Origin of the sequence: Flavobacterium ginsengiterrae (assembly GCF_039539785.1) — a bacterium.
Taxonomy (GTDB): Bacteria; Bacteroidota; Bacteroidia; order Flavobacteriales; family Flavobacteriaceae; genus Flavobacterium; species Flavobacterium ginsengiterrae.
This window is the reverse complement of record NZ_BAABDU010000003.1, coordinates 1,428,010-1,453,551: the sequence shown is the minus strand read 5'-3', so window position 1 is coordinate 1,453,551 and position 25,542 is coordinate 1,428,010. Positions and strand designations below refer to the sequence as shown.

22 protein-coding genes and 2 tRNA genes are annotated in these 25,542 nt (G+C 33.8%); 13 read left to right on the top strand and 11 right to left on the bottom strand.

The window, feature by feature from the left end; genetic code table 11:
* Positions 1-109: 109 nt before the first annotated feature.
* A complete protein-coding gene (gene aceB / locus ABD859_RS09190; protein ID WP_345143262.1) occupies positions 110-1,711 on the bottom strand; it encodes a malate synthase A in 1,602 nt (533 codons plus the stop codon).
* A gap of 210 nt (positions 1,712-1,921) precedes the next feature.
* On the opposite strand from aceB, the gene ABD859_RS09185 reads away from it, so the two are divergent.
* The 3 genes from ABD859_RS09185 to ABD859_RS09175 all read left to right on the top strand — a co-directional run bounded on the left by ABD859_RS09185 (position 1,922) and on the right by ABD859_RS09175 (position 5,245).
* Entirely contained in the window at positions 1,922-3,403 is a 1,482-nt protein-coding gene (locus ABD859_RS09185) for a helix-turn-helix domain-containing protein (protein ID WP_345143259.1), read from the top strand.
* Positions 3,404-3,670: 267 nt separating this feature from the next.
* Entirely contained in the window at positions 3,671-4,387 is a 717-nt protein-coding gene (locus ABD859_RS09180) for a pirin family protein (protein ID WP_345143257.1), read from the top strand.
* 324 nt (positions 4,388-4,711) lie between these two features.
* Positions 4,712-5,245 carry a YceI family protein gene (locus ABD859_RS09175; protein WP_345143254.1) on the top strand — a complete coding sequence of 178 codons (534 nt, stop codon included), beginning with the start codon at positions 4,712-4,714 and terminating at the stop codon, positions 5,243-5,245.
* Positions 5,246-5,425: 180 nt separating this feature from the next.
* On the opposite strand, the gene ABD859_RS09170 is transcribed toward ABD859_RS09175, so the two are convergent.
* On the bottom strand, positions 5,426-6,289 hold the full coding sequence (locus tag ABD859_RS09170) for a helix-turn-helix domain-containing protein (RefSeq protein ID WP_345143251.1): 864 nt from the start codon (positions 6,287-6,289) through the stop codon (positions 5,426-5,428).
* A 132-nt stretch (positions 6,290-6,421) separates the two neighbouring features.
* On the opposite strand from ABD859_RS09170, the gene ABD859_RS09165 reads away from it, so the two are divergent.
* Positions 6,422-6,784, top strand: a complete 363-nt coding sequence (locus ABD859_RS09165) for a DUF983 domain-containing protein (protein ID WP_345143248.1) — start codon at positions 6,422-6,424, stop codon at positions 6,782-6,784.
* A gap of 74 nt (positions 6,785-6,858) precedes the next feature.
* Positions 6,859-7,731 (top strand): ACP S-malonyltransferase, encoded by an 873-nt coding sequence (gene fabD / locus ABD859_RS09160; protein WP_345143246.1) that lies wholly within the window; start codon positions 6,859-6,861, stop codon positions 7,729-7,731.
* A gap of 141 nt (positions 7,732-7,872) precedes the next feature.
* Here the strand turns inward: fabD and ABD859_RS09155 are convergent, their stop codons facing one another.
* The 4 genes from ABD859_RS09155 to ABD859_RS09140 form a co-directional block, all read right to left on the bottom strand.
* On the bottom strand, positions 7,873-8,118 hold the full coding sequence (locus ABD859_RS09155) for a hypothetical protein (protein ID WP_345143243.1): 246 nt from the start codon (positions 8,116-8,118) through the stop codon (positions 7,873-7,875).
* A 52-nt stretch (positions 8,119-8,170) separates the two neighbouring features.
* The gene (locus ABD859_RS09150; RefSeq protein WP_345143240.1) at positions 8,171-9,076 is read right to left on the bottom strand and encodes a DMT family transporter; all 906 of its coding nucleotides are present in this window, start codon (positions 9,074-9,076) and stop codon (positions 8,171-8,173) included.
* Positions 9,077-9,160: 84 nt separating this feature from the next.
* Complete coding sequence (galE, locus tag ABD859_RS09145; RefSeq protein ID WP_345143237.1) at positions 9,161-10,177, bottom strand: UDP-glucose 4-epimerase GalE; 1,017 nt, start codon at positions 10,175-10,177, stop codon at positions 9,161-9,163.
* Between the two features lie 44 nt (positions 10,178-10,221).
* Complete coding sequence (locus ABD859_RS09140; RefSeq protein WP_345143234.1) at positions 10,222-11,352, bottom strand: DegT/DnrJ/EryC1/StrS family aminotransferase; 1,131 nt, start codon at positions 11,350-11,352, stop codon at positions 10,222-10,224.
* 134 nt (positions 11,353-11,486) lie between these two features.
* Here ABD859_RS09140 and ABD859_RS09135 point away from each other — a divergent pair, with 134 nt between their 5' ends.
* Together ABD859_RS09135 and ABD859_RS09130 are read left to right on the top strand one after the other, a co-directional pair.
* Positions 11,487-12,716, top strand: a complete 1,230-nt coding sequence (locus ABD859_RS09135; protein ID WP_345143231.1) for a 3-deoxy-D-manno-octulosonic acid transferase — start codon at positions 11,487-11,489, stop codon at positions 12,714-12,716.
* Between the two features lie 347 nt (positions 12,717-13,063).
* Positions 13,064-13,288 (top strand): PG1828 family lipoprotein, encoded by a 225-nt coding sequence (locus ABD859_RS09130; RefSeq protein ID WP_012023801.1) that lies wholly within the window; start codon positions 13,064-13,066, stop codon positions 13,286-13,288.
* A gap of 120 nt (positions 13,289-13,408) precedes the next feature.
* Here the strand turns inward: ABD859_RS09130 and ABD859_RS09125 are convergent, their stop codons facing one another.
* The 4 genes from ABD859_RS09125 to mutS all read right to left on the bottom strand — a co-directional run bounded on the left by ABD859_RS09125 (position 13,409) and on the right by mutS (position 16,919).
* Positions 13,409-13,786: a DUF1508 domain-containing protein gene (locus ABD859_RS09125; protein WP_345143228.1), complete on the bottom strand. Its 378-nt coding sequence runs from the start codon at positions 13,784-13,786 to the stop codon at positions 13,409-13,411.
* A gap of 192 nt (positions 13,787-13,978) precedes the next feature.
* Positions 13,979-14,064 (bottom strand) — tRNA-Leu (locus ABD859_RS09120).
* 15 nt (positions 14,065-14,079) lie between these two features.
* A tRNA-Gly gene (locus ABD859_RS09115) sits at positions 14,080-14,152 on the bottom strand.
* Positions 14,153-14,312: 160 nt separating this feature from the next.
* Entirely contained in the window at positions 14,313-16,919 is a 2,607-nt protein-coding gene (gene mutS, locus ABD859_RS09110) for a DNA mismatch repair protein MutS (RefSeq protein WP_345143225.1), read from the bottom strand.
* 157 nt (positions 16,920-17,076) lie between these two features.
* Between mutS and ABD859_RS09105 the strand changes: the two genes are divergently transcribed.
* The 3 genes from ABD859_RS09105 to ABD859_RS09095 all read left to right on the top strand — a co-directional run bounded on the left by ABD859_RS09105 (position 17,077) and on the right by ABD859_RS09095 (position 20,400).
* Positions 17,077-17,508 carry a DUF1573 domain-containing protein gene (locus ABD859_RS09105; protein ID WP_345143222.1) on the top strand — a complete coding sequence of 144 codons (432 nt, stop codon included), beginning with the start codon at positions 17,077-17,079 and terminating at the stop codon, positions 17,506-17,508.
* A gap of 72 nt (positions 17,509-17,580) precedes the next feature.
* Entirely contained in the window at positions 17,581-18,117 is a 537-nt protein-coding gene (locus tag ABD859_RS09100) for an RNA methyltransferase (RefSeq protein ID WP_345143219.1), read from the top strand.
* 111 nt (positions 18,118-18,228) lie between these two features.
* Positions 18,229-20,400, top strand: coding sequence for a T9SS type B sorting domain-containing protein (locus tag ABD859_RS09095; protein WP_345143216.1), 2,172 nt, complete (start codon positions 18,229-18,231; stop codon positions 20,398-20,400).
* A gap of 18 nt (positions 20,401-20,418) precedes the next feature.
* Here the strand turns inward: ABD859_RS09095 and folK are convergent, their stop codons facing one another.
* A complete protein-coding gene (folK, locus tag ABD859_RS09090; protein WP_345143214.1) occupies positions 20,419-21,552 on the bottom strand; it encodes a 2-amino-4-hydroxy-6-hydroxymethyldihydropteridine diphosphokinase in 1,134 nt (377 codons plus the stop codon).
* A 136-nt stretch (positions 21,553-21,688) separates the two neighbouring features.
* Here folK and sppA point away from each other — a divergent pair, with 136 nt between their 5' ends.
* The 3 genes from sppA to ABD859_RS09075 all read left to right on the top strand — a co-directional run bounded on the left by sppA (position 21,689) and on the right by ABD859_RS09075 (position 25,497).
* Complete coding sequence (gene sppA, locus ABD859_RS09085; RefSeq protein ID WP_345143211.1) at positions 21,689-23,446, top strand: signal peptide peptidase SppA; 1,758 nt, start codon at positions 21,689-21,691, stop codon at positions 23,444-23,446.
* 12 nt (positions 23,447-23,458) lie between these two features.
* Positions 23,459-24,406: an alpha/beta hydrolase family protein gene (locus tag ABD859_RS09080; protein WP_345143208.1), complete on the top strand. Its 948-nt coding sequence runs from the start codon at positions 23,459-23,461 to the stop codon at positions 24,404-24,406.
* Positions 24,407-24,531: 125 nt separating this feature from the next.
* The gene (locus tag ABD859_RS09075; protein WP_345143205.1) at positions 24,532-25,497 is read left to right on the top strand and encodes a type VI immunity family protein; all 966 of its coding nucleotides are present in this window, start codon (positions 24,532-24,534) and stop codon (positions 25,495-25,497) included.
* Positions 25,498-25,542 lie beyond the last annotated feature (45 nt).

Here is a 25,542-nt window from a genome sequence, read left to right as displayed (position 1 = left end):
TTCTGCCTTTTATGCTTTCCTGCAAGGTTTTCGAAACCTTGCAGGTGTTTGTAACAGGATGGAATTATACCTACAAGGATTCGAAAACCTTGAAGGAACTCCAATTGCTTTATAAATATTTGTAACACGGAATCGTCAAAAAGTCAACAAAATCGACGTTTACAACTAGTCTTTCCAAAACTTTTTCGGCTAAAGAAAACTGCTGTTCTTCGTGTTTTTCTTCTCCTAATTCAGTTTTGATTTTTTGAAATTCATCTAAAGCCAATTCGTGATAATAAGCCAAATCTAATTTTCGCCCATTATCCAAAACCACTTTATTCTGAAGCCATTGCCACAGTTGCGATCTTGAAATTTCTGCTGTTGCTGCATCTTCCATCAAATTATGAAGCGCTGCAGCGCCTTGTCCGTTAAGCCAAGAAGCCAGATACAAAACCGCTACATTGATATTTTTTCGAACGCCGTTTTCTGTAATTAATCCAATTGGTGGTTCAATTAAATCTTCTTCAGTAATTTTTCGATGTTCTCTTTTAATATGAATTTGGTTTGGCGTTGGCATTCCAGCATCAAAAATTTGTTTTACAATCGAAACCAAATCCGGATGCGCTACCCAGGTTCCGTCGTGTCCGTTTCTAACTTCGCGTTCTTTATCGGTTTTAACTTTTGCGAAAGCAATAGCATTGGCTTCTTCATTATTCCTAATAGGAATCTGCGCTGCCATGCCACCAATTGCGTGAATTCCTCTTTTATGACATCTTTGAATTACCAAATTGGAATACGCATTCATAAAAGGCGAAGTCATAGTTACCTGATCACGATCTGGAACAATGAATTTTGGATTTTTTCTAAACTTTTTAATATAAGAGAAAATATAATCCCAACGCCCGCAGTTTAAGCCAACTATATGTTCTTTTAATTCGTAAATGATTTCATCTAATTGAAAACTTGCCGTAATGGTTTCAATCAAAACTGTCACTTTTATCGTCCCTCTTTTTAGTTTCAAATAATCTTCCGTGAAATCAATTACATTGTTCCACCAGCGTGCTTCCAGATAATGTTCTAATTTCGGAATGTAGAAATACGGTCCTGAATTATTTTCAAGCAGTCTTTTGTGATTGTGAAAAACGTACAAACCAAAATCGATCAAAGATCCTGAAGCTTCTTTTCCTTCAATTAAAATGTGCTTTTCCGGTAAATGCAAACCTCGCGGACGAACAATCAAAACAGCGATTTTTTCATTTAAATGATAGGATTTCTGTTTTACCAAATCGGTATACGTAATGGTTTTGTTTACCGCATCGATTAAATTCACTTGTCCGTCCATTAAATTTTGCCAGGTTGGCGAAGTGCTGTCTTCAAAATCGGCCATAAAAGTTTTGGCTCCCGAATTCAAAGCATTGATAATCATTTTGCGGTCAACTGGTCCAGTAATTTCTACTCTTCTGTCTAGTAAATCTTTCGGAATTTCCCCAGCCGTCCAATTTCCTTCTCTGACGCTTTTAGTTTCTGGAATAAAAGTCGGCATGACTCCGTTATCAAAAGCAATTTGTTTTTGTTCGCGTTGTAACAATAACAATTTTCGCTGCGAATCGAATTTTTTATGCAATTCGATAATAAAAGCAGTTGCTTCTTCTGTCCAGATTTTTGGATAAGCAAGCTTTTTGTCGGCCAGAATTTCTAAAGCCACTTCAGTAATCTCTAATTGGTTTTTCATAGCTGCAGATTTTAATTATTTAAATCATCAAAGAGAATCTCACTTTGACATTTTGTTTTTGTAGAAAATCACTAAATCACAACTAACTCATAATTAGCAAGTTTCAACGACACAATGTTATAAAAAAGTTTTTTACAAAACAAGCGAACGTTCGCTAAATTTAAAAAATATTTTTTTGGCGATTATTTTTATATTTTTTACATTTGATTTATGGATATCGAAAAAGACTATATAAAGCTGATTTTTGGGCTAAAAATGAAGCAGGTTCGAACTCAAAAGAACCTCTCTCTTTTTGGTTTAGCGAAACTGACCAATCTTTCAAAATCATACTTAAACGAGATTGAAAAAGGAAAAAAATACCCCAAAACAGATAAAATTTTGCTTTTATGTGAACATTTGGACGTTCCTTATGACCAAATGGTGTCTTTAAAACTGGATAATAATCTCGCTCCGATTGGCGAAATTTTAAAATCAGGAATTTTAAAGGAGATTCCGTTAGAGCTTTTCGGAATTCAGGAAGCGGATTTAATAGATATTATTGCGAATGCTCCAGCGAAGGTCAATGCTTTTATCAGTACGATAATCGAAATTGCACAGCATTATAATCTCAGCCGTGAAAGTTTTTTTCTTGCTGCGTTACGTTCGTATCAGGAAGCGCACAGCAATTATTTTGAAGATTTAGAAGAAAAAGTAATTGCATTTTCGAAATCCTTTCAAATTAATTTAGATTCGAAAATCAGCGTTGAAGAATTGGAAGCGATTCTCAAAGAAGAATACGATTATAAAATTGAAGAAATTGTTTTTAAAGATCAGGAAGCTTTAGAAGATCTGCGTTCCATTTATGTTCCAAAAAGCAAAACTTTACTGCTTTCGACTGAATTGGATGATCCTCAGAAAGCTTTTATCTTGGCTAAAGAAATCGCTTATAATTACCTCAAAATATCCGATCGTTTACTGACTTTCAGCTGGATAAAGTTTGAAAATTTCGATCAGGTTTTGAACAATTTTTACGCTTCTTATTTTGCTGGTGCTTTACTTCTACCAAGAAAAATGGTTGTAGATAAAATCAATCTTTTTTTGGAAAACGAAAATCCAAAACCGGAAGAATTTGTTTCTTTAATTGAAAGTTTTGAAGTTTCGCCCGAATCTTTTTACCAGCGATTGACCAATTTATTACCAAAAGATTTTCAGCTGAAAAACCTTTTCTTTCTGAGATTGTCACACCGAATTGGTTCTGATTTTTATCAGATAAATAAAGAGCTACACATTACACATCAGCAGGAACCCCACGCCAACGAAACCAACGAACATTATTGCAGAAGATGGGTTTCGGTAAAAACCATTGATGAAGCCATTAGACAAAATAAACCCCATTTTTTTGATGCGCAAATCTCAAGTTATGCCAACAGTGGTAACGAATATTTGGTTTTTTCATCGGCGACAAAAGATCCTTTTGCTGACAATGTTGTCAGAAGTATTTCGGTTGGAATTTTGATTAATTCTACCATGAAAAAGAAATTCAAATTTATTGATGAAAAACCTTTGGTAAAACGAATTGTCGGCGTTACCTGTGAAACCTGTGCTGTCGAAAATTGTCTGGAAAGAGCCGCTCCGCCGGTTGTTCTAGAGAAAAAGAAACGTCATGAAAATACAGATGCAGTTGTACAGCAGTTTATTAATCAATATAGTTAATCCAAGCTCCGGCAGAGCCTAATATTTATAGCATACACAATCACAATGAAATAAGCTCCAACGGAGCAACATGTTAATTATATATCGCTCCGCTGGAGCTTTAAAATTGGGATTTCATATATTTTCTACAAATATTAAACCTCTCCGAGGTTTTTAAAAACTTAGAATCTCAGAACCTTAGAAGCTTTTTTTCTTAACCTAGATTAAGTGCTTTTCCTTTACCATGATGGTATCTTTGTACTATAAAAATAACAAAACGACAAAGTCATGGAAAATATAGTATTACATAAAGCAGAATCAAGAGGAAATGCAAATCACGGATGGTTAAATGCTTATCACAGTTTTAGTTTTGCAAGCTGGTACAATCCAGATAAAATTCAGTTTGGAGCTTTAAGAGTTTTGAATGATGATACAATTGCTGCCGGAATGGGTTTTGGAACGCATCCCCATGATAATATGGAGATTATCACAATTCCGCTTGAAGGTGATTTGGCTCACAAAGACAGCATGGGAAATACTGAAGTAATCAAAAACGGTGATATTCAGGTGATGAGCGCGGGGACTGGAATTCAGCACAGCGAGTTTAACCCTAATGCAGATCAGCAGACTAAATTATTGCAGATTTGGTTGTTTCCAAACAAAAGAAATGTAACGCCTCGTTACCAGCAGATTACTTTAGATGTTGCCGACAGACATAACAAATTATCTCAGGTTTTATCTCCAAATGCAGATGACGAAGGAGTTTGGATTCACCAAGACGCTTGGTTCAATATGGGGAATTTCGATTCTGGAATTTCTGCAGAATATAAAATCAAAAAAGAAGGAAACGGAGTTTATGCTTTCGTTTTGAAAGGAAATGTAACGATCAACGGTCAAGAATTAAATTCTCGTGACGCGGTTGGAATTTCAGGAACTGATACCTTAAACATTCAAGCCAATACAGATGCTGAATTTTTATTAATGGATGTTCCGATGAATTATTAATTCAAACAAAAAAACAATTAAATACCTGTACCTTGAAACGATAATAAATCTGTAAATCAGATTATTATCGTTTCTTTTTTTGATAAAAGTTAAGCCACGACCCGAGCGATAGCGAACAGGCGAAGCAATTTCACTAATTGCACAAATTAAAAAGAAATAAAATTCGTGCGAATTCGTGTAATTCGTGGCAAACAAAAAATCTTTAGCTTAGAAAATAAATGGCATTTTTCATTTCTTAATCTAGGTTAAGTGCTCCACGACAACTGTCACCGTAACTTTGTCCTATCAAAATGAAACAAATTAATTATTAAAAAAAATAAAATTATGGCAACTACAAAATGGTCAATTGACCCAACTCACTCAGAAATTGGTTTTAAAGTAAAACACATGATGTTTACTAATGTTTCAGGAAAATTTGGAACTTACGACGCTACAATTACTACAGAAGGAAATGATTTCGAAAATGCAGCAATCGAATTTTCTGGCGATATCGCTTCTATTGATACTGCAAATGCAGACAGAGACGGACACTTAAGAAGTGCTGATTTCTTTGATGCAGAAAACAATCCAAAATTAACTTTCAAAGCTTCATCTTTCAAAAAAGTGGATGACGGAGATTATGAATTAACTGGAGATTTATCTATCAAAGGTGTTTCAAAATCTGTTAAGTTTCCTGTAGAATTCAGCGGCATCATGACTGATCCTTGGGGAAATACTAAAGTTGGTTTAAGTATCGAAGGAAAAATCAATCGTAAAGATTGGGGCTTAAACTGGAACTCTGCTCTAGAAACTGGAGGTGTTTTAGTTGGTGAAGAAGTTAAACTAAACATCGAATTACAATTCGTAAAACAAGCTTAATCTTTTGGTTTTAGATTAAAAATTGGTTGGTTAAAAGCCCTGTACTACAAAGTGCAGGGCTTTTTTGTTTGCCACGAAGCCCCTAAGGCGCTAAGTCTTTTTTTTGCCACAGATTAAAAGGATTATTCGGATTTTTAATCTGTGGCAAAAAATAATTCGTGAATTCGTGGCGGAAAAAAATCATCGCGCTATATTTCTAAATTCTGTTGGTGACATTCCTGTTTGTTTTTTGAAGAAGCGGGAGAAGTACGAGTAATCTTCGTAACCGACTTTAAACGCAACTTCGTTTACGGCTAATTGTTTATCAATCAACATTCTTTTGATTTCTAGAATTACGCGGTCTGTAATCACTTCTGTTGCTGTTTTTTGGAGGATTTCGTTGCAGATTCTGTTTAAGTGTTTTAATGTGATGTTGAGTTTTTCTGCATAAAACGAGGGCAATTTTTCGGTTCTGAAATATTCTTCTAGAAGCGATTCAAAAGTATTGATTTTGATGTTATATGAATGTGTTTGATGCGAATAAGTTTCACTATACTTTCTTGCAACTTCAATATGAATGCAGTCTAATAAATTCAGTAATTTATCTAATTGATATTTATTATTTTGAATATTTTCCTGAATCAGTAAATTAAAATACGGCTGAATTTTCGGTATTTCATTTTCTTCAAAAACCATTTCGGGTCTATTATGAATAGAATGATAAAAATTATAATCGTTGATTTTTTTCTGTCCGAAATACAGATTGTACAATTCCTGAGAAAAAATAATTACAAAACCTTCGATATCTTCAGACAAACTCCAATGATGCATTTGTCCAGGCTGCAGCACAAAAAGACTTCCTCTTTTTATTTCAAACTGATCAAAATCAACTTCATGTAATCCTGAACCTTTCGTAAAGAAAACCATTAAATACGAATCATGCCGATGCGGTTCTTCGACAAAACTGTGACTTTTTAAATGTTCTTTAAAAGTATTGACATAGAAATCACGGTGAATGTCGTTACAGCTGAAATTCTGAACACTATAAATTGGATATCTTTTCATTTTGGAATTTGGAATTTATTCTTTGGAAATTAAAATCAAAAATGTCTTTTTTGTGCTATAATAAGCGAAGATATAAAAAAGACTTTTAAGTCATTACAAATTACCTTTGTATAAACAAAAATCAACAAAGTCATGTCAAGCGCATTAACTCATATTTTAAAAAACGAATGTCCTGTTTGTCACAAAGGAAAAGTTTTTACCGACAAGAATATTTTTCTGAATTTCAGTTTTCCAAAAATGAACGAATACTGCAGTCATTGCCATTACAAATTCCAAAAAGAGCCTGGTTATTTCTTTGGTGCCATGTACGTAAACTACGGATTAACCGTGGCTCAGGGAATTGCAACCTATTGTATTGCACAGTTTTTCTTTGAGACAACCTTCGATTTAAGAATACTTCCAATCATTGCGATTGTGATTACTTTACTCACTCCTTTTAATCTCAGATTTTCAAGATTAGCATGGATTTATATGTTTAAAGGTTATACAAGCTAAAAAAGTATTATTTTTGCCGTCCAATTGAAACTACTTTTCAATTTCCAAAAAAAAGTAAAAATTAAATTAGACAGATGAAAGCATACGTATTTCCAGGTCAGGGCGCGCAATTCACAGGAATGGGTAAAGACCTTTATGAAAATTCGGCTTTAGCCAAAGAATTATTCGAAAAAGCTAATGAAATATTAGGTTTTAGAATTACAGATATCATGTTCGAAGGTACTGCCGAAGAATTAAAAGAAACTAAAGTTACACAGCCGGCTGTATTTTTACACTCTGTTATTTTGGCTAAAACAATTGAAGATTTCAAACCAGAAATGGTTGCAGGTCATTCATTAGGAGAATTTTCTGCTTTGGTTGCCAACGGAACTTTATCTTTTGAAGACGGATTAAAATTAGTTTCACAACGTGCTTTAGCAATGCAAAAAGCTTGCGAAATCACTCCATCTACAATGGCTGCGGTTTTAGGTTTAGCTGATAATATTGTTGAAGAAGTTTGTGCTTCTATCGACGGTGTTGTAGTTGCCGCAAACTATAACTGCCCGGGTCAATTGGTAATTTCTGGAGAAACTACTGCTGTTGAAAAAGCTTGTGAAGCAATGAAAGCAGCTGGAGCAAAACGTGCTTTAATTTTACCTGTTGGAGGTGCTTTCCACTCACCAATGATGGAACCTGCAAGAGAAGAATTGGCTGCTGCAATTGAAGCTACTACTTTCTCAACTCCAATTTGTTCAGTGTATCAAAATGTTACTGCAAATGCGGTTTCTGATGCAAACGAAATTAAAAAGAACTTAATCATTCAATTAACTGCTCCTGTAAAATGGACTCAGTCTGTTCAGCAAATGATCGCTGACGGTGCAACTTTATTTACGGAAGTTGGTCCTGGAAAAGTTTTAGCTGGTTTGATTAACAAAATTGATAAAGAAGCGGCTACTGCTAATGCTTAATTTTTTAAGTGTTCAGTATTCAGTTTTTTAGTGTTCAGTTTTGAATATCTAAATAAAAAATCCCGAATTCATTAATTATGAATTTGGGATTTTTACTTTGCGTTAGATGCACTGCAGTGCATCTCTACGAATACTTAATCTTTATTTTTTCCAAGGATATGACTTTATTCTTTTGTGCATTTCATTTTTAAACTCATCTGGCGTTAAACCTTTTTCGAATTCAGCATCAAAATCAAAAGTTTCAAAATCTATTCCTTTTTGTGCCGTCTTATTTTTTCCCCACCACTCTCTTATTCTCTTAATTGATTCTACTTTAGCCTCTTCTAAAGTCACGCCTTTAGCAAACTCAGTATCAAAATCAAAAATCTCGTGATCTATTCCTTTCATAAAAACACTTTCTTAATTCTACAAATTTACAATAAAAAGATCAATCCAAAATTTATTTGAGAGTTTTTTCTTTCTTTTTATAATTAATAATAAAAACTCCCAAAATAATCAGAATGGTTGCAATTATAAAATCAATTGTAATTTTTTCATCCAAAATTAGCCAACCAAAAAATACTGCAATTATGGTATTGATGTAGGCTAAAATAGAAACCTGAACCGGCGTAACATGTTTTAGTGCATAATTATAGCTAAAAAAGGCAATTACAGATCCGAAAATTGACAAATATAATGCTGCCAAAATACTTTTTGCACTCCATAAATGCACATCAATATTTGGCGAAAAAATAAATGCCAAAACAATCTGAATGCATGAAGCTATAGTAAACTGGTAAAATAAATTAAGAATTATATTCTTTGATTTGTTTCCGTGAATTTTGGTATAAATAGTTCCGCCTGCCCACGCAGTAATCGCAAACGCCATAAACATCATTCCTATTCTGTAGTCGGCATCTAAAAAAGATGCCAATCCGTCTTTAAATATAAAAACGACTCCCGAAAATCCGATTATAACACCAATAAACCCTTTTAAACTTGGCTTTTGCAATTTAAATAAAATACTGCCTAGAAAAATAAGTATCGGAGCCATGGCACTAATTACAGAAGCCAATCCACTTGGTATAGCCTGCTCAGCCACGGTTGTAAAACCATTTGCAATTACAAGCATCGCAACCGAAGCAACAAACTGATGTTTGAAATTGTCCCAGCCAATCCATTTTAACTCTTTTTTGGATAACAAAATAATCATCATTATCAATCCTGCTAATCCTTGACGGATAGAAGTCACAAACCAAGGCGGAATAGTTTCAACCGCCACTCTGATTCCTAAAAAGGTAGTTCCCCAAATAATTCCAACTGCCACTAAGGCAAATATTAATTTATAATCTAAAGTTTGTTTCATGATAATCAATATGCTAAAAAAAATCCCAAACTATACTGCTATAATTTGGGATCTTAAAATTTTATATTTTTAATTGAAAGGAATTTATTTGCTCCTCACTTTTTGTTCCCATTTCCAGGCGCTTGCCATTGCTTCGTCTAAACTTAATTCAGCTTTCCATCCTAACACATTATTTGCCTTATCTGTATTTGCATACGCTTCTGTAATATCACCTTCACGACGCGGCATCATTTTGTATGGAAGTTTTTTATCACTGACTTTCTCAAAACTGTGAATGACTTCAAGAACAGAACTTCCTTTTCCTGTACCTAAATTAAAAGTTTCAACTTTTGCTAAATTCTTCTTGTTTAATAAACGCTGCAACGCAATAACGTGTGCTTTTGCTAGATCTACTACGTGAATATAATCACGAACAGCAGTTCCGTCCGGCGTTGGATAGTCATTTCCAAAAACTGATAATTCCTGACGTAATCCTACTCCTGTCTGTGTAATAAACGGAACTAAATTTTGAGGAACTCCTAAAGGCAATTCGCCAATTTCAGCAGATTCATGCGCTCCAACCGGATTAAAATAACGCAATAAAATAGCGCTGATATTTGTTACTTTAGCTGTATCGGTAATAATTTCTTCTCCAATCTGCTTTGTGTTTCCATAAGGAGACATCGCTGTTTGAACTGGAGCATCTTCGGTAATCGGCATTTTTTCGGCTTGACCATAAACCGTACAAGAAGAACTAAAAATAAAACTTGCTTCAGATTTTTGCTGTAATCCTTGTAAAAGATATACTAAACTTCCAATATTGTTTTCATAGTACAACAACGGATTTTCAACACTTTCGCCTACCGCTTTTGAAGCTGCAAAATGAATTACACCTGTAACATTCGAATGTTTCAAAAAGAAATCCTGAACAGCTTTCTTTTCTCTTAAATCGATTTGCTCAAAAACAGGCATTTTTCCTGTAATTTTTTCAATTCCTTTTAAAACATCTATTGAAGAATTAGACAAATCATCTATCACTACTACTTCAAAGCCTTCATTTTGCAATTCGACTACAGTATGAGATCCGATAAATCCTAATCCTCCTGTTACTAATACTTTCATTTTGTGGTTGTTTGTGGTTATATTTTGGCTAATAATAAATTATCTTACTTTAAAAATTCGATTACGCTGTCTGTAATAAATTTAATCTGCTCGTCATCCAATTCTGTATGCATTGGTAAAGCAATAACTTCCTGAACTAATTGATTGGTTACAGGAAACTGTTCTTCTTTATAACGAGGATCCAAATAGGCTTTTTGAGAGTGAAGCGGAATTGGATAGTAAATTGCACATGGAATTCCTTTATCCAACAAATGCTGCATTAAAGCATTACGATCTGCATCAATAATTCTTAATACATATTGATGAAAAACGTGATCATTTTGATCTGCATCAAATTGAGGTGTAACAATTTTTGAATTTCCTGCAAAAGCTGCATTGTATTTAGTTGCCGCACTACGACGTGCTTTATTATATTCGTCTAACAAAGGAAGTTTTGCATTTAAAACTCCTGCCTGAATACTATCTAAACGAGAATTCACTCCAACAACATCGTGGTGGTAACGCTCGTACATTCCGTGATTTACGATTCCACGGATGATGTGTGCTAATTTATCATCATTTGTAAAAATGGCACCACCGTCTCCATAGCAGCCTAAATTTTTAGATGGAAAGAAAGAAGTTGCCGCAACATGACCAATAACTCCAACTTTAGTTTTTGCACCCGATTTAGAAATATAATCTGCTCCAATTGCCTGTGCATTATCTTCGATCACATATAAATTATGTTCTGCAGCAATTTCCATAATTGCATCCATATTTGCAGCACGTCCAAATAAATGAACCGGAACAATTGCTTTTGTTTTTGGAGTAATTGCTTTTTTAAGTGCTTCGATGTCGATATTCATATTTTCCATATCAACATCTACCAAAACTGGTGTTAATTGCAATAATGCAATAACCTCAACTGTAGCTGCAAAAGTAAAATCGGCAGTAATAACTTCGTCTCCAGGCTTAAGATCTAACCCCATCATTGCAATTTGTAACGCATCTGTTCCGTTTGCACAAGGAATAACGTGTTTTGCTCCTAAATACTCTTCAAGATTTTTTTGAAATTGATGAACTAAAGGTCCGTTGATGTAAGTATTTGTATCTAAAACTTCTTGAATAGAAGCATCTACAGTAGATTTTATTTTTTCATATTGACTTTTTAAGTCAACCATTTGTATTTTTTTCATTTTTGAATAGTATTAAAATTAAAGACTTCATTTTTAGCAGAAATCCTTAAAAGATGGAACAAAAATAGTTATTTAATACCTTCAAACAATGAAAATAGTAGAAAGAAACGTAATTTAGCCACAAAATTTTATACATGCTTTTTTTATACAATTTAGTAATTTCTATTGCAGGCTTTTTTCTTAAAATTGTCGCACTGTTTAGTCCGAAAATTAAGCTTTTTGTAGAAGGCCGAAAAAATGTTTTCGCAATTCTTGAAGAAAAAATAAAACCCGGTGACAAAACAATCTGGTTTCATTCAGCATCTCTTGGTGAATACGAACAAGGCCTGCCTGTTATCGAAAAAATAAAAGAAAAATATCCTTCGCATAAAATCGTTGTAACCTTTTTTTCTCCTTCTGGATACGAAGTGCGTAAAAATAACACAGTTGCCCATGTAACTGTTTACCTGCCTTTAGACACAAAAAGCAATGCAAAAAGATTTTTAAAATTAGTTCATCCTGAATTTACCTTTTTTATTAAATATGAATTTTGGCTTAATTATTTAAAAGAATTAGAGAAAAGCAAAACTCCAACGTATTTAATTTCAGGTATTTTTAGAGACAGCCAAATGTTTTTTAAATGGTACGGCGGTTTTTACAGAAAAGCGTTAAATGCCTTCACTTATTTTTTTGTTCAAAACGAAAGCTCCAAACAAAAAATCGAGGCCATTGGACATAAAAATGTTGTTGTTTCAGGCGATACACGTTTTGATCGTGTAAATGCCATCTTAGAAAGAGACAATACTTTGGATTATATTGAAAATTTTAAAAACAATCAACAAACCATTGTTATTGGAAGTTCATGGCCAAAAGATGAAGTTTTAATTGCTGAATATATTAATCAGGCACCAGAAAACGTAAAGTTTATTATCGCCCCTCATAATATTAAAGAAGATCAAATTGCGAATTTAAAATCGCAGCTTAAGAAATCTGTAGTTTTATATTCTGAAAAAGAAAACAAAAATTTAGCCGGATACGATGTTTTCATCATTGATACTGTTGGAATCCTGACTAAAATTTACAGCTACGGAACCATTGCGTATGTTGGCGGCGGATTTGGAAATCCTGGAATCCACAATATTCTGGAGCCGGCAACATTTGGAATTCCAATTGTAATTGGCCCTAATTATTCCAATTTTGCAGAAGCCGTTTCTTTGGTTAAACTTGGAGGATGTATTTCAATATCAAGTTTTTCAGAACTCAAAACAATTTTAGACCGTTTAATTATCAATCCAGAATTTTTAGCTGAAAAAAGCAATATTTGTAAATCGTTTATACAGAACAATAAAGGAGCAACAAATACGATTATGCAGACTGTTTCGTAAATCTTTCGCTTATTTAAGAGATTTTAAAGCTGTAAATTATCGAAATCACTCTGCGAGAATACATTTTTCTTTATTACACAGAAAGAGAATAATTCTTAAAATGCAAAATAAAACGCAATAGAGGCCATTAAAACAGCTATTTATGCGATAGAATATTCAGTAAATAATTATTTACACAAAACATTAGATAATTTAAGAAAAAATTATAATTTTGGCATATTATTTGATAAATAAGATAAACGTGAGCAGGGAAAATATTTTAAAAAAAAAGTGAAAAAATATTTTACATATTAAAAAATTTATATCTTTGCCACGAATTAATAATTAACCTTTTATAATAAAGTAAGATGAAAAAAGTATTTTTAAGTTTAGCTGTTGTTGCTGTTTTAACTGTTGTATCTTGTAAAAAAGCTGACGCTGCAGCTACTGAAACTGTAGATTCTACTGCTGTTGCTGTTGATTCTGCTGCTACTGTAGTTGATTCTGCTGCTGCAACTGTTGATTCTGCTGCTGCTAAAGTTGACTCTGCTGCTGCAAAAGTAGAAGATGCTGCTAAAGAAGTAAAAAAATAATTAGAACCTAAGTTCTAAAAATTTTAAAACCATCGAAATCGATGGTTTTTTTTTGATCAAATCTCAACAACTTGATCATTCAGCATAAAAAAAAGCGTTCATTATCTGAACGCTTTTTTTTTATTCCATTTCCTCTTCAACCAAAACCTCTTCATCTCCAAAAATCGATTCACTCGACGAGAAATCCAAAATCTCAGCCCTTGAAGCATAAGTTACAATTTCTTTTATTCCTTTCTGAAGAAGCAATTCCGTTGTATATTTCCGGCTTGTTGCAAAATGAACCTCACCCAGCATCAATTTAAAAAAATACTTCCCGCCAGAGCCTTTAAATTTCAAAAACTTCGCAAGCTCAATATTTACTTTAAACTTCTCAATATCTTCTTCACATTCAAACCTTAATTCATAACTCAGACTTGTAAAAATAATTTTTCCTTTTCTGGAAGTAAACACAAATTTATACTCATCATTAAATCGCTTACTGATTACAAAAGCACCCATTTATAAATTTTAGATTTTTTTAGATTGTTGATTTTAGATTTTCTTAGATCCTTAGATCCTTAGATCCTTAGATCCTTAGATTCTTAGATCCTTAGATTCTTAGATCCTTAGATTCTAATAAATTTACTACGTAAATTTATTAATTGCAAGTTTTGCAAATAAAAAAAGCCTCTTCAAAAGAAGAGGCTTTAGTACTCAGAGCGGGACTTGAACCCGCACGAACATTGCTGTTCACTGGATTTTAAGTCCAGCGTGTCTACCAATTTCACCATCCGAGCATTGTATGGTTTTTGAGCGAAAAACGGGGCTCGAACCCGCGACCTCGACCTTGGCAAGGTCGCGCTCTACCAACTGAGCTATTTTCGCATTTCAAATTTTTTAAGAACCGCAACACGTGTTTTGTTTCGTATTGCGAGTGCAAATTTAGGACATTTATTCAATTAAACAAGCCTTTTTTAAAAAAAAATGAAGCTTATTTTATAACTTTCTGATAACCTAAACTTTAAATTTGAAAAAATTTTGATTTTTATTTCTTAACCAGCATTCTTTTAATTTCATTAAGCTTCATTAAGGCTTCAACCGGAGTAATTGCATTAATATCTAAGCTTAAAATCTCTTCTTTTATTTCTTCTAATAAAGGATCATCAAGATTAAAGAAACTCATCTGCATTTCATCATTTGCAGATTTAATTCCGTTTAAAGCATCGCTTGAGTGATTCTTCTCTAATTTCTTTAAAAGTTTCTGAGCTTTAGAAATAACCAATTGCGGCATTCCAGCCATTTTTGCTACGTGAATTCCAAAACTATGTGCACTTCCGCCTTTTACAAGTTTACGAACAAAAAGAACAGTATCTTTTAATTCTTTTACCGCCACATTAAAATTCTGGATTCTCGGCATCGATTCGGTCATTTCATTTAATTCATGATAATGCGTCGCGAATAAGGTTTTTGCTTTTGATGGATGTTCATGCAAAAACTCGGCAATTGCCCATGCAATCGAAATCCCGTCGTATGTACTGGTTCCTCTTCCAATTTCATCTAAAAGAACCAGACTGCGATCTGAAATATTATTCAAAATAGAAGCTGTTTCGTTCATTTCGACCATAAATGTAGATTCACCCATCGAAATATTATCTGACGCTCCTACTCTTGTAAATATTTTATCGACAATTCCCATTCTTACGCTGTCTGCCGGAACAAAACTTCCCATTTGAGACAGAAGAACAATAAGCGCAGTTTGCCTTAAAATAGCAGACTTACCCGACATGTTAGGTCCGGTAATCATGATAATCTGCTGTGTTTCTCTATCTAAAAACACATCGTTTGCAATATAAGGAGTTCCAACCGGCAATTGTTTTTCAATTACAGGGTGTCTTCCATTTTTTATATCCAATTCAAAAGAGTCATCTATTTCAGGACACACATATTGATTTTCAACGGCCATTTGCGTAAACGAACACAAACAGTCTAATTGTGCCACCAAGTAAGCATTCATTTGAACAGGCTTGATATAAGTTGCAATCCAGGCAACCAGCTGTTCAAAAAGTTCTGATTCTATTTTATGAATTTTTTCTTCAGCTCCAAGAATCTTTGTTTCGTATTCTTTTAATTCTTCGGTAATGTAACGCTCTGCATTTACCAAAGTCTGCTTACGAATCCATTCTTCCGGAACTTTATCTTTGTGAGTGTTTCTAACTTCAATATAATATCCAAAAACATTATTGAAAGATATTTTTAAAGATGAAATTCCTGTTCGCTCAGATTCTCTTCTTTCAATTCCTTCCAAAAATTCTTTTCCTGATGTAGATATCGCTCTTAATTCATCTAATTCTTCATTAACACCTGTAGCAATTGCATTTCCTTTTGAAATAGCAACCGGCGCATCCTGATTTAAAGTGTCTTTAATTTTTTCGCGCAGCAAATCACAGGAATGCAGACTATCTCCAATAACTTTTACAGCTTCCTGCGGACTTTGAAGCGCCAGTGTTTTAATTGGAATAATGGCATCTAGTGATTCTTTTAAATAAATAATTTCGCGGGGAGAAACTTTTCCGGCTGCAATTTTAGAAATCAAACGTTCCAAATCTGAAATTTGCTTGATTTGATACTGAATATCGTGCAGAATTTCTGGATTTGATTTTAAATATGAAACTACCGCATGACGGCCTTTAATTTTATTAGCATCTTTTAAGGGCAAAGCCAGCCATCGCTTTAATAAACGGCCGCCCATTGGCGAAAGCGTTTTATCGATTACATCTAAAAGTGTTACCGCATTTGGATTATAACTATGATATAATTCTAAATTTCTGATTGTAAAACGGTCCATCCACACATACGCATCTTCTGCAATACGCTGGATTGCTGTAATATGCTGTATTTTATTATGCTGTGTTTCTGACAAATAATATAAAATTGCTCCGGCAGAAATAATACCCTCTTTTAATTCCTCAACACCAAAACCTTTTAAAGAGTTGGTCTGGAAATGTTTCGTGAGAGTTTCTAAAGCATAATCTTCTTTGTAAATCCAGTCTTCAAGATAAAAACTGTGAAAATCTTCTCCAAAAGCTTCTTTAAACTCGCTTTTACAGTTTTTAGGAACTAAAACTTCACTTGGATTAAAATTTTGAAGCAATTTATCAATATATTCAGCATTTCCCTGTGCGGTTAAAAATTCCCCAGTTGAAACATCTAAAAAAGAGATTCCGATATTTTTATTAGCAAAACAAACCGATGCTAAAAAGTTATTTGTTTTAGATTGTAAAACTTCGTCGTTTAAAGAAACCCCAGGCGTTACAAGTTCTGTAACTCCTCTTTTTACAATAGTTTTAGTCATTTTAGGATCTTCAAGCTGATCGCAGATTGCTACGCGAAGCCCGGCCTTAACTAATTTTGGCAGATAGGTATTAATAGAATGATGAGGAAAGCCCGCAAGAGCAGTTTCAGTATCAGAACCCGCACCTCTTTTTGTCAGGGTAATTCCCAGAATTTTAGAAGATCTGATAGCATCTTCCCCAAAGGTTTCATAGAAATCTCCAACTCTGAAAAGCAGACATGCATCAGGATATTTTCTCTTGATTTCGTTGTACTGTTTCATCAAAGGCGTTTCTTTCGCCACTTTCTCTTTCGCTGCCAAATTGTAATGTTTTTAAATGAAAAAATAAGACAGCGAATTTATAATTTTTTAACGGCATATCGAAGGACTACAAAAATTAAAATATTTTAAGATATTTTTAGGTTCTGATTTGAGAATTTTGCCTAGATTTGTTCATCATTAAAAAAGACCCTTAAAGATGAAAAAAATAATTTTATTCGCTATGTTAGCTGTAGCTGGTATTACAGCTTCTAATGCACAAACTACTAAAAAAGCAAAAGCTGCTAAAGTTGCGAAAATCGAAGGAGCTGGTATGGCTTTCGAAAGTGAAACTATCGATTACGGAACAATTGCACACAATGCTGACGGAAAACGTGAATTCGTTTTTGTAAACAACGGAACAAAACCGTTAATCATTACAAATGCTCAAGGATCTTGCGGTTGTACAGTTCCTACATCTCCAAAAGAGCCTATCGCTCCAGGAGCTAAAGGTGTTATTGGTGTAAAATATGCTACTGACAGAGTTGGTGCTTTTACAAAAACAGTAACTATTACTTCTAACGCAGAAGGACAACCAACAAAAGTACTTACAATTAAAGGTACAGTTTTACCAGATCCAGTAAAAAGCTAATCTGAAAACAATAAAATAATCAAAAAGCTTCCTTATCTTTGGAAGCTTTTTTTATGACCTGAATTTACAATAATGAGAAAACTCGAAAACAGCGAATTAGAACGAAAATCTATTGAAGATTTTAAAAAATCAGACAAAACTCCTTTAATAATTGTTTTGGATGACATTCGCAGCTTACATAATATAGGATCTGTTTTTAGAACTTCGGATGCTTTTTTGGTTGAAAAGATAATTTTATGCGGTATTACTGCTACACCTCCAAATAAAGAAATTCACAAGACTGCACTGGGCGCAACCGAAACCGTTGCCTGGGAGCATCATGAAAATGTATTGGAAGTTATCGAGAATCTAAAGAAAGAAAACGTATTAACACTTGCCATTGAACAAGTTGAAAGCGCAGTTTTTCTTCAGGATTTTAAGGTTGAAAAAAATCAGAAATATGCTTTAGTTTTTGGAAATGAAGTTTTTGGTGTATCGCAGGAAGCAGTTGCAATTTGCGACGGCTGTATTGAAATTCCTCAATTGGGCACAAAACACTCTTTAAACATTGCTGTAAGCGCAGGAATTGTAGTTTGGGATTTGTTTCAAAAATTAAACTGGCAAAAATAATATTTAAAACATTTTAGTTAAATAAATGTGATTATTCAATTATTCACAATATAAAATTGTTAGAAATTTAAAAATATTTTTTTATCATAGCAAAATTGATACTTTTATAAAATGAAAGGTATCAATTTTTTATATACAATTGTTTTTTTATTCGTTTTTGGCTTTTATCAATCTCATGCAAGTGAAAAAGCCTTACTTTCAAAAATTTCAAAAGACACAATAAAATCAAATAAAAAACAAAACACGAGACTAAACTTTGAGGTTACCCCGCCTGTAATACGAGCATCAGGCGATCAATTATACTGTCCGCAAACGAATATAAATATTGTAACTGATATAACAATTACTTACGATCCTTCTGAACCTTCTACTCAGGCAGTTTACATACAAATTTCATCCGGCTATTCAAGCGGTTTTGACAAATTAGAACTTTCAAACCCAGCGTCACACCCTGCAATTACAACAAGCTGGGATGTTACCGCAGGAAAACTAAAACTATCAAGTCCAACTGGTGTAAATGTTTTATATACTGACTTTATTAATGCAATTAAAGATGTTGTTTTTTCTAATCCTTCAGCGGGAGCCTCAGGAACCCGAACATTTTCGATCACAATTGGTCAGGCCAATTATCTGCCTTCGACTCAACACTTTTATTTATTTGTTCCAAACATTGGCATTAGCTGGACCAATGCAAAAATTGCGGCAGAAGCAAGCACATATTATGGTTTGAAAGGATATTTAGCTACTATACTTTCTTCAGATGAAGCCAAATTAATTGGCGAACAGGCATCGGGAACCGGATGGATTGGAGGAAGCGATGCCGAAACCGAAAATGTCTGGAAATGGGTTACAGGACCAGAAGCTGGAACTGTTTTCTGGAACGGAACTGCCAGCGGATCAACACCAAATTTTGCGTTTTGGAATACTGGAGAACCAAATCAGCTTGGCGATGAAGATTATGCACATATTACACAGCCCGGAGTTGGTATAAGAGGTTCATGGAATGATTTATCGAATACTGGAGATGCTTCCGGAAGCTATCAGCCAAAAGGCTATGTTGTTGAATATGGCGGCATGCCGGGAGAAAGTCCTTTAGAAATTGCGGCGAGTACTAAAATTACTATTCCTGCTGCTGTACCTTCTGCAAATCAAAGTTCAGTTTGCGATTCCGGCATTGTAACCCTTAACGCTGCTGCTACAACAGGAACTACGGTACACTGGCACGATGCTATCGTTGGGGGAAATTTATTAACAACCGGAAATACTTATACTACTCCTGTTATATATACAACCACAACTTATTACATTGATGCCGGATGCGAATCGAATAGAAAACCTATCTCGGCAGTTGTTAACTCTATTCCACTGCCTCCAACTCCAGACCAGACCGTTTATTATAATTGCGGACCTGGTTCTGCTATTATAAAAGCAAGCTCAAATATTGGAAAAATAAATTGGTTTAAAGATGCAACAGGTGGTGAAAGTTTATTTAATGGAAATAGTTTTATAACACCAGTAATTTCATCTAATACAACTTTTTATGCCGAAGCTAATAATGAAGGCTGTATTAGTCCTAGTCGAACGCCTGTAGATATTGAAGTTTATACACCGCCGGTAGTTACTGATGAAAATGTAGTTTTATGTCAGTATCAAGACGTAACATTAGATGCCGGACTCGCCGGAATGAGCTATTTATGGTCAAACGGAGCAACAACACAAACAATCAATGTTACTCAAAGCGGTATTTATAAAGTCGACGTTACAAGTCCTGCACCAGAAAACTGTACCAGTAGAAAAACAATTACCGTTGATGAACATTTAATTCCGGAAATAAACCGAATTGTAGTTAACGGAACCAAAGTCGAAATTCAGCTTAAAAAAGAAGAATCTTATTTTGAATATTCTATAGACGGTATCAATTTTCAGAATTCAAACATTTTTTACGATGCTCCTGCCGGACTTCATACTGCTTATGCTCAGGAAAAAAATGGCTGCGGCGGAACAGGAATGAATTTTGTTGTACTTGTTTTTCCAGCATTTTTTACTCCAAACAATGACAGCTATAATGACTTTTGGGAAGTCACAGGAATGGAAAATTATCCACAGGCAGAAGTCACTATATTTGACCGTTACGGAAAATTAATTGCACAATTAAATTCTTCAAATATGAGTTGGGATGGCACTTATGAAAAAACGCCTCTTCCTGCTTCAGATTATTGGTATGCCTTAAAAATTGATAACACACAACCTATTTTAAGAGGACATTTTTCGCTGAAAAGATAAATGAAACAATCAATGTAATTAATTCAATTTCTTCTGAATTTCATTGAGTACAAAAAGATAGTCTTCTTGTTTTTTTACAAAATCACGGTCAGAAACATCAATAATCAAAACATTTAAATCTTTTTGAGATTTAATATATTCTAAATAACCGTTGTTAATTTTATCCAGATATTCACCTTCTATGTTTTGTTCATACGTTCTGCCTCGTTTTTTTATATTTTGAAGCAGCCTCCCTGTATTTTGATATAAATAAACGTATAAATCCGGTTTTGGCATTTCTTTGTAAATGATATCAAATAGATTGCGATACAAACGATATTCATCTTCCTGCAAAGTAATTTTTGCAAAAATGAGCGATTTAAAAATATGATAATCCGCTACAATAAAATCTTTAAACAAATCAAACTGCGCCAAATCATCGGATAACTGCTGATAACGGTCTGCCAGAAAAGACATTTCCAGTGGAAAAGCATATCGATTTTGATCTTTATAGAATTTTGGCAAAAACGGATTATCGGCAAAACGTTCTAAAACAGTTTTAGCATTAAAATCTTCTGCAATTTTATGTACCAAAGTTGTTTTTCCTGCGCCAATATTTCCTTCAAAAGCAATATAATTAAACTTATCAAGCGGAATTTCACTCAAAGGACATTTTAAATCCTGAACAATTGTACAAACGCTGTCATCTGGTGAAACTGAAATTAATTCTGAGATTGATTTTTGCAATACAGGATGTTTCCAGTCTAATTTTAAATCCTGCATTGGGAGCAAAACAAAGTTTCTGTTCTGCATTAACGGATGCGGAATATGAAGTTTTTCAGTTTCAATAATTTCATTATCAAAAACAATTACATCAACATCAATTATACGAGATTGATATCCCTGCTGATTTAATCTGATTCGGCCTAATTGTTTTTCAACTTTTAAAACCTGATTTAGTATTTTTTGTGCCGATGAATCGGTATGCAAAAGCAACGCACAATTATAAAAAGCATCACTTTCAAACCCCCAGGCAGGCGTTTCATACAGCCCTGAAACACGAATTACAGTCCCTACTTCCTGATGTATCAAATCAATACAATTTTCGATGTTTTCTAACCTGTTTCCCTGATTGCTGCCTATAGATAAAACGACTTGATGCTGTGATTTCATAATTAATGCAAATTAACTAAAACTATTTTAGAATTAACCAATATATTTGTGAAACGGCACATAGATGTATTAAATTTATGTACGAAATTTGTAACATATAACCCTTTAACGCTACTTATTAAAAAAATATATACTTATGAAGTTTTTAGGAAATGTAATTGCCACAGTTATTGGTATTTTTGTATTTATTATGCTTTTCTTTTTTGGTGTAATCCTAATTGGAGCCATTTTTGGAGGAGATGATAAAGTTTCAGTAAAAAATGATTCGGTTATTGAATTAGACCTGAAACAGATCAATAATGATTATGCCGGAAAATATAAAGATCCTTGGGTAACCGTTTTCGCAGATAAAAAAGGAGTTGGTTTAACAGACGTTATCAGCGCTATAAAAGCCGCAGAAAATGACAATAATATTAAAGGTATTTCGATTTTAAACGATCAATCTTCACTTGGTCTGGCGCAGTACAAAGATTTGAGAAATGCACTTGAAAGCTTCAAAAAATCAGGAAAATTTGTCTGGGCTTATGCCAATACGTATTCGCAGAAAGAATACTATTTAAACTCTGTTGCTAATACTATTTATTTAAATCCAGCCGGAGATTTAGATTTTAAAGGACTTTCGTCAGAAGTTATGTTCTTTAAAGATTTTCAGGAAAAATCAGGTATTCATATGGAAGTAATACGTCATGGAAAATACAAAAGTGCCGTTGAGCCATTTTTAGAAAATAAAATGAGCGATGCCAACAGAGAGCAGGTTACAGCACTTTTAAACTCAATTTGGACAACAGTTTGCAGCGATATTTCTAAAAGCCGAAATATTCCGGTTGATAAATTAAACGAAATCGCAAATGGTTTATTAGCCAGAACTCCCGAAATGGCAAAAGCACAACGTTTAGTAGACATTGTAGCTTATGAAGATGTTTACCACAATGCCATTAAAAAAGCTTTAAAAGTAAAAGGCGATGACGACTACAATAAAATCTCGATTTTAGATTATACCCAAAATAATATGACCACAGCTTTAACGAATACTGCTGATGATCAAATTGCTGTTATCTACGCTCAAGGCGAAATTGCCGGCGGTGAAGGCGATGTAAATGTAATTGGTGAAGGCTCTATGCGACGTTCATTACAGGAAGCCAGAAAAAATGACGATATAAAAGCCATTGTTTTAAGAATCGACAGCCCGGGCGGAAGCGCTTTAACTTCTGATTTAATCTGGAGAGAAATTGAAATTACCAAAAAAGTAAAACCTGTCGTGGTTTCAATGGGAAATTATGCAGCTTCCGGAGGTTATTATATTGCCTGCAATGCCAATAAAATTTTCGCAGAAAGCAATACCATTACAGGTTCGATTGGTGTTTTTGGCATATTGCCAAACTTTACTCCGCTTGCCAACAAATTAGGAATTAATACAGAACAGGTAAAAACACACGAAAACTCAGCAAATTACAGCCCGTTTGTTCCTGTTGATGAAAAATTTAAAGCCTTTACACTAGAAGGAGTAGAACAGATTTACAAAACTTTTGTTACACACGTTGCCGAAGGCCGTAAAATGACTTTTGCACAAGTTGATTCTATTGCACAAGGAAGAGTTTGGTCAGGATCTGAAGCCGTAAAAATTGGACTTGTAGATAAAATCGGTGGTTTAAATGATGCCATTGCCGAAGCTGCTAAAATTGCTAAAATTAAAGATTACAGCACCCAAAATTATCCTGAATACGAAAAATCATTCAGTGATTTAATGGCAAATCTGCCTTTTGCACAATCAAAAGAAGCTTTTATTAAAGAAGAAATTGGCGAAGAAAACTATTTACTTATCGAACAGGTAAAAAGATTTCAAAGACAAAAAGGTGTCCAGGCCATGATGCCTTTCGGAATAAACATTAAATAAATTCCATAAAAAATGAAAAATATATTTATGTTTTTCAGCATTTTATTTTTTACAATTGTAAACTCTCAAAATGCAAAACAAGATACTTTTAAGGAAACAAATGTTACTTTAAAAATCAATATAGACCAGCTTTACGGCACGCTTACGGTTCCTGATGGAGTTAAAAAATGTCCGGTTGCTGTAATAATTGCTGGTTCAGGACCAACAGACAGAAACGGAAATAACCCAATGATGAAAAACAATTCCTTAAAAATGCTGGCCGAAGCGCTGGCAAAAAACGGAATTGCTTCTTTACGATATGATAAAAGAGGAATCGGCGAAAGTAAAGCATCAGCAGTAACAGAATCGGGTTTGGTTTTTGAAAATTATACCGAAGATGCCAAAAGCTGGATTAACTTTTTAAAACAAGACAAACGTTTTACACAGCTTACTGTTATAGGTCACAGCGAAGGTTCGTTAATTGGAATGATTGCAGGAGGAAAAGCAAATAAATTTATTTCAATTGCCGGAGCCGGAGAACCCGCAGACAAACTTTTAAAGTCGCAGATTTCTTCTAAGTCTAACAAGCAGATTGAGGATATGACGTTTCCTATTATCGATAGTTTGAAAAACGGTAACAAAGTAAACAAAGTTGATCCGCTTTTAAACTCTCTTTTTAGAGCCAGTATTCAGCCTTATTTGATTTCTTGGTTTAAATATGATCCCCAAGCTGAAATCAAAAAACTTACAGTTCCTGTTTTAATTATTCAGGGAAATAACGACTTACAGGTTTCTGTTAAAGATGCTGAGAATTTATCTCAGGCCAATAAAAACTCAGAATTGGTTATTGTTGATAAAATGAATCATGTCATGAAAATTATTGACGGTGATAAACAGGCAAATATGGCCAGTTACAATAACGAAAATCTTCCCATTTCTGAAACTTTGACTAATAAAATTGTTTCTTTTATTAAAAAATAAATACCATAACAACAAAAATCAGAATCCGTTTGAAAATTCTCAAACGGATTTTTTTTATGTGTTATTTCTTACAATTTAATATATTTGCATTTTGAAATGAAGATCTTTAAGAGATGCAGGATATAATGAATCAAATAAGAAGTTTAATAGACAGGCAGGATAATATGGCTGTAATTGATAAGTTATATATACCACACCCATACTCAAGTCGTCCTGCAGTTAAATTTGTTTTAGGCGCAGAATTATACCTTCCAAACATAAACAGAGTTGAATTACGTGAGAAAGGTATTCGTTTTTTAAGTGATTATTGGAAATGTTTTCCAGAATATATTAATAAAATTTTACTTCGAAATCGTACTCGTTATATTAGATTTAAAGGCGATCCCACAGATGTAATAATCCAGGACTGTAATAAATATCTAAAAGATCTTGGATATGGTGCTTCTCTTTGTAGTAAGCATAACATGCGTCCTAATGATTATATAAATCCCTATAAAGCCGGAATAGCAATCTCAAGAGAAAAGGATTTTCGTCCGTCTTCATTTGAGGCATATTTTCCCGTTTGTGATGAAAAAACAGGCATCCCAAATTATCAGCTGCTGTTGGAAGCAATATTAAAATGGGCTGAATTTTGCCAGCCAATTCATGGACTAGCGGGCTTTTCTTTAACATTTGACTTAGTTCAGGATAGTGTTTATGCTTTACCCATCATGAAGCGTTTTTCTGGATTTAATTTAATTGATGATGATTTTATTTTCGAAATTGATAATGTTTACAATCGAATAAAATGTGTGAACTGGCTTACGGTATTAAGCACACCATTAATAGACGAGTTAGGCGGAATTGAATTGATGAAAAATACATTATCACTCTGCAAAATACATGAATATAATGGCGGAGTAGTTATTCAGGCTGGCGAATTTCCTTTATTAGGCGATAGTCATACAGGAGAAATTCCTGAGCCTTACAGACAGGCTGCTCAATATACGAAACCAATCCGGTTTGAAGACTATGATGAAGGCCTCTTTAGAGTCCCTAGAGATACGGATGCAGTTATGGAAACGCTTTCCTGGATTAAACGTTTTGATTAAATATATTTAAGAAATATTATTAATCCAGATATTGAAAACTTTTCT